Raw genomic sequence first — 10,101 nt, 5'->3', positions numbered from 1 at the left:
CCTTTTAGGAGTAGAAACGTCAAAATCACGGGATTTTCCAAACAAAATTGTCCAATCCGAGAAAAAGAACGGATTGGACAATTTTATAAGGGGATGTTGCAGAGGTCTCTCACCTTGCCGCCCCTCTCTCCGTTTTAAGCCTCCGACTGTCGTTTTCACCCCTACATTTTGTTTTTTGCCATTTTGCCTTCGCAAAATCACCCAAATCGCTGATTTCCTGACACTTTCGTGCGAAGGCAAGTGAAGGCAAACCGAAAAGCGAATTTATAAACATCTGAAAATCAAAACATACCGGTGAAGGCAAAATCCATGGTTTCCTTCACCTCCTTTCACCTGTTCCGCGAGAAAACCGCCTCTTTCGAGGGTGGTGAAGGCAAAAAATCGACGCAACGGAATGACTTTCAGACGATTGTAAAACCAAATTTCATTTTGCCTTCACTTGCCTTCGCACGAAAGTGTCAGAAAAACAGACGATTATCTCATTTTGCGAAGGCAGTGAAGGCAAAATTAAAACACAAGGGACGCGCGCGTACGCGTGAGGGAGGCGTTTTCGCACGTTTGCCGGCGAGCCAAAATTGTCTACCTCAAAGATAAAAATCTCTACCTCAAAGATAGAAATCTCTACCTCAAAGATAGAAATCTCTACCTCCCATCTAAATTCGACAACTGCCCTTCCCCTCCTCTTTTCCGTCCCCTCTCTCCTCCCGTCATCAACTCTTGGCAAAAGCCGGGTACCCCTTTTGGGGCGTCGTATTCAAATGGGGGAAACAAATGTCGTAAGCTGGAAACGGAGAGGACGATATGTTCTTTCTGAAATCCACAAAAAACGGCCGTGTCAAAATTCTGTGGAATTTTGACACGGCTCGCTGATTTTTACACCAAGAAGAAAAATCAGAACATCTTCTCGGGATATACGCCTTCGGCACCGAGTTTTGCAAATTTCTCAACCACTTCGGGGCGGTCTTCGGGATAGGTCACGCCAAACCACTTGGAGGTGGTGTCGAGCACTTCACACGTGGCCGTACCGTTGTTGATGAGGTGATCGACCATGAGAGGAATGAAAAATTCGCTCTTCAAGTTTTCCATGTTTTTGGGATCGGAAAGGAACTGCTTGAAGAAACTTTCGGAATGAGCGAAGTAGTCGGGTGTGAAGCCCCAGAAGTTCATCGAAACAGGGGTGGTGTCGGGAATGGCTACCCAGTTGTCGTTTTCGTCGAGATATTCGACCTTGCCGTCATGCCGTTCGATTTTGGTGCGCTCCACAACCGAAGTGAGGTGTTTGTTTTCGTCCATCGCACAGATGCCGCGACTCACGGTTCCGCTTTCGGAAAGCGTATTGTCTACGCGAAAGCCGACCATGGCATAACGCCCCGTGCTGCCTTCGGGAAGCGAAGAAAGGAATTTGCCCATCACCATGAAAGCATCGCGGTCATAAAAGTCGTCGCAGTTGAGAACGGCAAAAGGCTCTTTGATGACACCTGCTCCCATCATCACGGCGTGGTTTGTGCCCCATGGCTTTTCGCGTCCTTCGGGACAGGTGAAGCCTTCGGGAAGGGCGTCGAGCGATTGAAACACCAGTTCGCAAGGTATTTTGTCTTGGTATTTGGAGAGAACGATCTTTCGGAAATCTTCTTCAAAATCCTTACGGATGACAAAGACCAATTTTCCGAAACCGGCGTTGATGGCATCGTAAATGGAATAGTCCATGATGGTTTGCCCCTGAGGCCCCAATGTGTCGAGCTGTTTCAAACCGCCATAACGACTGCCCATGCCGGCAGCAAGAAGAAAGAGAGTGGGTTTCATGATGATATAGAGATATGTTTGAATGGATTTCGACAATGAAAAGGAAGTCCTTGTCTTTCGGCGCAAAGTTACTCATTATTATCGAGGAATGATCACTTTATGCGCTTTTTCTCTGAAAAATCGAAGCCTCAACCCCGAAGTTGAAACTTCACCTCGGAGAGGAGGCATATCGTTGCAGGCCTCTACGATAAAACAAGAAGAAAGACACGGCGGCGACGAACAGACAGAGGGTGAAAGAGAGATAAATGCCCAACAAACCCCAACCAAACGAAAAGGCCAGTACATAGGACGAAGGGATGCCGACGACGAGATAAGAGAAAAAGGCGATCCACGTCATGGGCATGACGTGGCCGGTGGCACGAAGGGCGTTGGCATAGCATACTTGCATCGCATCGGCATACTGATACAGAATGAGGGCGGGAATGATGCCCACGGCTGTGGAAACCACGGCGATGTCGGGAGTGAAAAATCCGATCAGCGTTCCGCCGCCGAGAAAGAACAACAAAGAAGAAAAGGTGGCATTTCCCAAAAGTACATTTCGACCCGATCGGCAGGCGGAGGCGGCTTGGGAGAGATCGGAAAGACCGAGAAAATGGGAGATGCGGATGTTTAGGCTCGCGCCGAAACTATAATAGAGCGTGAAGCCGAGCATGCCCAAGGTGATCAGCACTTGATAGGCCGCCAGTTCGACACTGCCCAACCAGCCCGCCATGACGGCCGAAAAGGTGAAAGCAAAGGTTTCCAACCCCAACTGTGCTCCCACCGGCCACGAACGACGATGAATTTCGACACCGGTGCAGACCATGCGTGAGGGCGCGGAACGATAGGGGGCATATTTCCGTCCGAAAAAGACCAAAGCCGCCAATCCTGCGGCCATGGCGGCACGACTGACCAACGTGGCAACACCGGCACCGAAAAGCCCCCATTCGGGGAAAATGCCGACGCCGAAAATGAGGAGCCAATTCAGCAGAATGTTGAGAAGATTGCCCGACAGCAGAAACCACATGGGAATACGCGTGGCGGCGGTGCCATCGACAAACTGACGAATGGCGCCAAACACAATGACAAACCACACGGACATCCACACGGTGAGGTAGTAGGGCTTCATCAAAGGGAGTAATTCGAGGGGTTGGCCGACGTGGTCAAGGGCGAAATAGAAAAGGGCGAAACAGGTCATCAGCCCTCCGCCGAAAAGCAAATTGACTTTCAAACCTCGTCGCAACACGGCTCCCGCTTCGGACAGCTCTCCACGTCCGTGGTGCATGGCGATCAAAGGGGTGATGCCATAGCTGTATCCGAGAAGAATCATTGTCAGCAGATTGAAAACGCTGTTCACAAAAGACGCCGCGGCCAATTCCGACGTGCCATAACGCCCCACCATCATGGTGTCGGCAAAGGTCAGTATGATTGTGCCCAACTGCCCTATGGCAATCGGTAATCCCAATTTCAAAATCTCACGATGATGCCTCATCGACCGACAGTGCGAATGGTGAAGGTTTTATGAACAACGGCATTCTCGTCGGCATCGGGAAAAGCGATGTCGAACCTGACATTGCGGTCGCGCACATTGGTCTGCGCCACAACGGCAGCCCGATAGCGCATGCCTTGTCCGGGCAACAGATCGCCGATAATGGCCGTCGGCGAAACGTGAACACGCTTATAGTTGCACATCACGATGGGGGCGACATTGCGAAGCATTTGGTTGCTGCGATTATGGATTTCAAAAGAAATGTAAGCGCGTTCTCCGGGTTCCAATACGTGGTTGCCGTTGGCGTCGGCAAAGACGAGGCGGTTGATTTCGAGTGAAGAAAACGGCGCGTAGTCATCATCGCCGTAACGTCCGTATCGGACATCGCCGTTGGAATAACGACGATCGCCATAGGCGGCGGTTTTCCGATCTTCATAGCGATCCAGTCGTTGCTCTTCGGCCGCTTTGGCACTGGCCGCACCCACTGCGCCGCCCATTGCCCCACCGATCAGCATACCGGCATCTGCACCATCGGCACCGCCGATGATGCCGCCGACCGTAGAACCGAACAAGGCACCGAGCGACATGCCCGTCGTGGTACGATGCCAAGCGTCGTAAGAGGTGCAACTGCTCAAAAGAAAGAGGAGTGCGAAGAAAAGGGAAAAATGTTTTTTCATAAAAGTCGTTTTGATGCAGAGGTGGTCGGGAGGCAGTGTCGCGAACACGAATGCGAGATGAGTGAGAAGCTTTATCGGCCGATCCAACGCTCGGGGTTGAGCTTGGTCGTTTCGTGGCGAAGCTGAAAATGAAGGGTGCAGTTGCCCGAAGCGTCACGACCGACAGCTCCCAGCAACTGGCGGGTGCGGACGCGCTGCCCTTGGCGGACAGAAACATTCGACAGATTACAATAGACGGAAATGTAGGCCCCGTGACGCACGATGATGTTGGAGAAACCGCCCATGGTGAAAATCATTGTCACTTCTCCGTCAAACACACAACGAGCCTGTGCTCCGCCGGGAGAGGTGAGATTGATGCCCTTATTGTCCAATCGGACACCGCGAAGCCCGTCTACATTGTAGGTTCCGAAATGGCTTGAAATGACATATGATCCGGTAATGGGCACGGGAAGCCGGCCTTGATTGGAAGCGAAGTTGCTCGACAGACGACGATCGGTATCGTCGGGTGCGAGATATTTGAAGTCTTTTGTTCTCTCCTCTCGTTTCGCACGTTCTTTTTCGGTAGATGCGGACGAGGATTTGCCTTGTTTTTTCGAGGTTCGGGCAGCGGCACGCTCGGCTTCCCTTCGGTGGCGTTCCTCCTCGGCACGGCGACGTGCTTCTTCGGCTTTTCTTCTACGCTCGGCGGCGGCGATTTCGGCTTGAATGAGTTGCTCGATGCGGTTGTTGAGCGCATTGTAGCGTTGTTGCTGTTGCGCGATGGTGGTTTGCAGCTGTTTTTGCTTCTTGCTCAAATCATTGACCACGATCTGCTGTTGCTGCTTGCGGTTTTCGAGTTGCGTCTGCTGCATTTTTCCTTCTTGCAACAAACGGTTTTTGGAGGTCCGAGCCAAAGTCAGCAAATCTCTCTTCTCGCGCACGGCATCTTCTTTGTGGCGAATGATTTCGCCTTGCACACGCTGATACTTGGTGTACTCCTGCGTGTAGCGCAAACGGCGATACATTTGCCGGAAATTCTCGGCGGCAAAGATGAAGGTCAGCTTGTTCTGCGTCAATCGATTGCGGTGCATGTAGAGCACTCCGCGCGAATACTTGCGTTTGCACTCGGAGAGATCGGCTTCGAGGAGTTTCAGCTCTTTCTCGTGGCGACAGATGCGATTGTTCAACGTGTCTACTTCCAGCTGTATGTCGGTGATGATCTGTTGCTGTTTGTTGATCTGCCCGTTGAGCACTTGCAGATTGGCCAGTTGCGACTTGACATTCTTTCTGGTCGTGGCCAATTGTGTCTGCGATTCGGAAATCTGCTGTTTAAGTGTGGCTTGCTCTTTTTGCAGTTTCTTTATGCCTTCGGTGGCGGGCACGACGGTTTTATTCGAGGCCGTTTCTCTATTTCTGCCCGAGGTTTTTCTGCCGGGTTTCGTGGTAGTTTTGGTGGTAGTTTTCGTAGCGACTTTCGTTCCGGATTTTTTCGCAGACTTTTCCTTTTGAGGAGCGGCGGCCGCGTTCCTTTTGGTCGCTCCCACGGCGGTGCGATGACTACGAGAAGGCTTTTTCTGTTCTTGAGCAGAGAGCGAAAGCGCAAAAAGTAAACAAAAAGAAAGCAAAAATAAACGCATGGCGGAAAGAATACGAAGTGGCATCATTGAGGCATGACGAAGAGTTCGGGAATAATGGTTTGAAGCTCTCGGGTAGCTATCGGGGTGTACCCTTTGGGAATGGAGAACGAAGCCGACCAGTCGTAGTTGATTTTAACTTTCGTGAGCTTCACGTCAAGTCGCAGATCAGCCTCAAAACATTTGAGGCGGAATTGCGTGTGTTTCGGGATATTGTAGTTTCGGATACGCTCAAAGTCCGCACGCCGAACCTGTACTTCGAATGGGAAGATCATTCCCCAATATCCTCTCGAAGTTTCGGAAGAGTTATTCTCTCCGTTCCAAAAGAAAGATTGTATTTTGGCGAAAGTCACTTCTTTTTCTAAGAAAAACAAGCGGTTGAAATCGGCGTAATCGAGGAGGATATAATGCTTGTTCAAGCGTTCGAGTATCAATATGCTATCGGGCGAAAAGAAAACTCTTGCTCCCTCTATGCCGTATTTTGCGACCGAGAGCACAATCATGCTGTCGCGCCGCATACGAAGCATTCCCCCGAAGTTTTTAGCATCGGTTCCGGCGGTGAACGTGGTCGATATTTTGGCAGTGAGGCTCAATGGCCGGTCGGGGCGATAGGCGTCGCCCGCCGTGCGAAACAAAGCGCAACCGGTCAGTGTGAGCAACGCGATAAGACACAATATGAGTTTTTTCATGGGCATGATCTGTCAGCATTAAGTCAAGACGGCACGATTAAAGTTTCTTGTTCCGAATTTTTCGTTTGATGATCGTTTTTTGTTTCGGATCTTCGGTCAGTCGGAGAGCTTTTCTCCAAAACTCAACGGCAACTTGGTGTTGTCCGTTTTTGAAATGAATATCGCCGGCGTGGTGAAACATTCCCGCATCAGAAGAAGACAGTTCGCCTTTGGCTTCCAAATACTTGATCGTTTGCTCGATGTAGATTTGCGCCTGTCGGTATCTCTTCAACTGAAAAAGCACCCAAGCGTGGGTGTCGAGATAGATCGGGTTTTGAGGTTCGAGTTTCACGACTCGCTCGCTCATCTTCAAGGCCTTTTGCAGTTGCCGTTGTTTCAGCGACAAGAAATAAGCATAGTTATTGAGACACCCGACATTGTCGGGATTGTATTTCAACGCTTGCTCATAGGCGGCGAAGGCCTCTTCTTCCCGTTTGTTTTCATGACAGACGTCGCCCAACAGGCCATACAGTTCCGAGGCCAACTCCCTATCGCTCTCTTCGGTGATGCTTTTTGCGGTTTCTTGCAACACGTCGATCGCCGCTTGGGGTTCTTCGCTGTTGTACAGAGCCACCCCTTCATAGTAGCCGAACACCTGCTGTTCGGGGTGCAATCGCCGTCCCTCCCGACACAACTCGGCCAACGCGCCGTAGCGGCGACGCTCCAACTCGTAGCGCAACACGATCAATCGTGCCTGCACGTTGTCGGGATTATCTCTCAAAATGGCACGTGCCGGCATTTCGAGGGAGTCTTTCGGAAGTTTGGCGGCATCGACATAGAATGCGGCCAATTCTCCCAAGTAGGGGTTGGTTTGCGGTTGCGAGAGTGCTTCTCTGAAATGTTCGTAAACGGCAAGTTTGTCGAGTTCTCCCTGCAAAGCCTCTGCTACGAAACGCTGCATGACCTTAAACTTCTGATCGGCAGTTATCTTCGGATGCGACAAGACCTGCGACAGCTGTCGGTGAAACAGGGCGGTGCTGTCGGTCATCCGATAGTATTGCAACATCGAAAGCGGCACGTAAGGGTTGTCGGGGCTGGTTTCGGTGACATCGTCATAAATGGCCAAAGCCAAACCGCGATAATCATCTTGCAAATAGAGATCTCCCAAAAGTACACGCAGTCGCAAATCGTCGGGGTGAGATTCGCAAAAGAGGCGCATCGAATCGAACGCCCGCGACTTGTTGCCCATATCTCTCAAAATAGAAAATCGCTGCAAAGCCGTGGCTTCGTTGCGCCCTTCGATGGTTTCGAGGCGGTCGAGAGCGGCGAGAGCGGCGGTGTAATTGCGAGAAAGTTCGTGAAGCCGCATGAGCAAAGCGAGATCTTCGCTTTTGGGCTGTTCGGCGGTGATGATTTCGTACAACCGTGCGGCGCGGGCATATTTCCCCGTTTCCACAAACCGATCTGCGAGTTTTTTGCGAAAGAAGGGGTTCGCCGGTTCGAGCTGATGCGCTTTGAGGAGCTGTTCTTCTCCTTTTTTGATGAGCAGACTGTCGGCCGTCTGCATGATTTCGAGCAAGATTTGCGCCTGTTCGTAGAGAGCTTCCGAAGCGTTGGGATTGATGACCAGAGCACTATCGAGCAAGCTACACGCCCTTTCGGCATTGCCTTTGTGTTTTTCGCACAAAGCGTCCAAAAAGAACGTGGTGAAAGCGCGGCGTTGCTCTACACTGAGCAATGCTCTCGAACGAAAAGTGCCGGCGGCCAGCGGTGCATGATATTGGCGGGCATAGTCGGCACAAGACATCGACACGATCATCAACATCCCCAACAGCACAGCACCGCTTGCTATTCTGCGGAAAAGATGAGCAGACCGATGGGAGCAGACGGAAAAACCGCGAAAACGTCGTGCGTTTGCGAAGAAGGGGGAAAACTGCTGCTTCATCGTGTGCCGGAATGTCCAAATCCACCATTTCCGCGGTCGGTCGTTTCGAGAGAATCGACAAGCGTCCATTCCACCGTTTCGTGACGTGCCACGACCAGTTGCGCGATGCGTTCGCCGTTTTCCACCACAAAAGGCTCTTGACCGAGATTGATTAAAATCACTCCGATCTCTCCCCGATAATCGGCATCGACGGTGCCGGGAGCGTTGAGCACGGTGATGCCGTGTTTGGCCGCCAGTCCCGACCGGGGGCGCACCTGCGCCTCGAAGCCCGGCGGCAGCGCAATGAACAGTCCGGTCGGGACGATGGTTCGCTCGCCGGGTTGCAACACAATCGGAGACGGGAGATTTGCACGCAAATCCATTCCGGCACTCAGCAAAGTGGCATAGGCAGGAAGCGGATGCGAAGAATGATTGACGATGGATACGTTCATAGAAATCACGAGATTGATAAGCAAAAGTACAAAAAATGTGCAGATTACGAGCTACTTTGCGCTTGTTTTTCCTTAAAAACACTATTTTTGCAGCATGAATTGGCAAGATCTCATCTCTTCCCGCCGTTTGGGCAAAGAAGACAGCTTGAAAGCTCCCACCGAACAGCGCACCGAATTTCAACGCGATTACGATCGCCTCATCTTTTCGGCGCCGTTTCGACGTATGCAAAACAAGACGCAGGTGTTTCCGCTTCCGGGCAGCATTTTCGTACACAACCGCCTCACCCACTCTCTCGAAGTGTCAAGCGTCGGGCGATCGCTCGGAGCCGACGTTGCTCGCGAACTTCTCGCCAAACACGCCCACCTCGACCCTTCGCTCATCGACAGCATCAGCTCTATCGTGAGTGCGGCTTGTTTGGCTCACGACATGGGCAACCCTCCTTTCGGCCACTCCGGAGAAGCCGCCATTCGTTCGTTTTTCAAAGAAGGCCGCGGACAAAGATTTCACGATCGGCTCCCCTCCGTCGTTTGGGAAGACATCACCCACTTCGACGGCAACGCCAACACCTTCCGCCTGCTCACTCATCAGTTCAACGGACGCCGAAAAGGAGGATTCGTCATGACCTACACCACTTTGGCTTCGGTCGTCAAATATCCTTTCGCCTCGACCTTGGCCGGTGGGAAACCGAAATTCGGTTTTTTCGACAGCGAACGCGAAACCATTCAACGCATCTTCGACACACTCGGCGTAAAACGCTTGTCGGCCGACGGAGCCCCCTTGCGCTATGCCCGCCACCCGCTGGTGTATCTTGTGGAAGCTGCCGACGACATCTGCTACCAAATCATGGACATCGAAGACGCCCACAAACTGCGGCTGCTCTCGGCCGAAGAAACCATCAGTCTGTACCTCGGCTTTTTCGACGACGACGAATGTGCGGAAATCCGTTCGGCTTACCCCGAAAACACCGACGTGGGCGACCGCATCGTCTACTTCCGTTCGTGTGTGATCAACGCTTTGGAGCGTGCCTGCGTCCGCGTGTTCGCAGACAACGAGGAGGCCATTCTCTCCGGCACGTTCGAAGGCACGCTCATCCGTCGCCTGCCTTCACGCTTGGCCGAGGCTTATCGCCGCTGTTCGGAGGTGGCAAAAAGAAAGATCTATTCCTCAAAAGAAGTGACCGACATCGAACTGTCGGGCTACCACATCATCCACACCCTGCTCGACCTCATGACCGAGGCCGTCGAGTTTCCCGAAAAGAAGTATTCCGAATTGCTCATGAAGCAAGTGTCATCGCGCTACGAGCTATCGGCTCCCGACCTCTCCACGCGCATCATGGCCGTGGCCGACTATCTTTCGGGAATGACCGACATTTATGCGCTCGACCTCTATCGAAAAATCAACGGACAGCAACTGCCGATGATCTGACGGACAAAGACCGCAATAATAAACAAACGAAATAGGCTATCCTCATAAGGACAGCCTATTTTTGTATTTT

8 protein-coding genes are annotated in these 10,101 nt (G+C 51.9%); 1 reads left to right on the top strand and 7 read right to left on the bottom strand.

Translation table 11 applies throughout. The features are described 5' to 3' along the window. Positions 1-891 precede the first annotated feature (891 nt). The 7 genes from EII14_RS04675 to dut form a co-directional block, all read right to left on the bottom strand. Positions 892-1,803 (bottom strand): nucleotidyltransferase, encoded by a 912-nt coding sequence (locus tag EII14_RS04675; RefSeq protein WP_124931403.1) that lies wholly within the window; start codon positions 1,801-1,803, stop codon positions 892-894. A 148-nt stretch (positions 1,804-1,951) separates the two neighbouring features. Next, complete coding sequence (locus EII14_RS04670) at positions 1,952-3,253, bottom strand: MATE family efflux transporter (RefSeq protein ID WP_233569370.1); 1,302 nt, start codon at positions 3,251-3,253, stop codon at positions 1,952-1,954. A 17-nt stretch (positions 3,254-3,270) separates the two neighbouring features. Further along, entirely contained in the window at positions 3,271-3,948 is a 678-nt protein-coding gene (locus EII14_RS04665) for a hypothetical protein (RefSeq protein WP_124931401.1), read from the bottom strand. 71 nt (positions 3,949-4,019) lie between these two features. Further along, positions 4,020-5,591 (bottom strand): murein hydrolase activator EnvC, encoded by a 1,572-nt coding sequence (locus tag EII14_RS04660; RefSeq protein WP_124931400.1) that lies wholly within the window; start codon positions 5,589-5,591, stop codon positions 4,020-4,022. Then, complete coding sequence (locus EII14_RS04655) at positions 5,588-6,250, bottom strand: DUF4292 domain-containing protein (protein WP_158608324.1); 663 nt, start codon at positions 6,248-6,250, stop codon at positions 5,588-5,590. The genes EII14_RS04660 and EII14_RS04655 overlap by 4 nt, the downstream gene beginning before the upstream one ends. A gap of 37 nt (positions 6,251-6,287) precedes the next feature. Continuing rightward, the gene (locus EII14_RS04650) at positions 6,288-8,174 is read right to left on the bottom strand and encodes a tetratricopeptide repeat protein (RefSeq protein WP_158608323.1); all 1,887 of its coding nucleotides are present in this window, start codon (positions 8,172-8,174) and stop codon (positions 6,288-6,290) included. After that, on the bottom strand, positions 8,171-8,605 hold the full coding sequence (dut, locus tag EII14_RS04645) for a dUTP diphosphatase (protein ID WP_124931397.1): 435 nt from the start codon (positions 8,603-8,605) through the stop codon (positions 8,171-8,173). Before dut ends, EII14_RS04650 begins: the two co-directional genes overlap by 4 nt. A 94-nt stretch (positions 8,606-8,699) precedes the next feature. Between dut and dgt the strand changes: the two genes are divergently transcribed. Further along, positions 8,700-10,031, top strand: a complete 1,332-nt coding sequence (gene dgt, locus EII14_RS04640; RefSeq protein WP_124931396.1) for a dGTP triphosphohydrolase — start codon at positions 8,700-8,702, stop codon at positions 10,029-10,031. The last annotated feature ends 70 nt before the right edge of the window (positions 10,032-10,101 follow it).

The sequence above is a fragment of the Alloprevotella sp. OH1205_COT-284 genome, assembly GCF_003859795.1.
Lineage (GTDB): Bacteria > Bacteroidota > Bacteroidia > Bacteroidales > Bacteroidaceae > Alloprevotella.
This window is presented reverse-complemented; position numbering and strand designations above follow the sequence as displayed.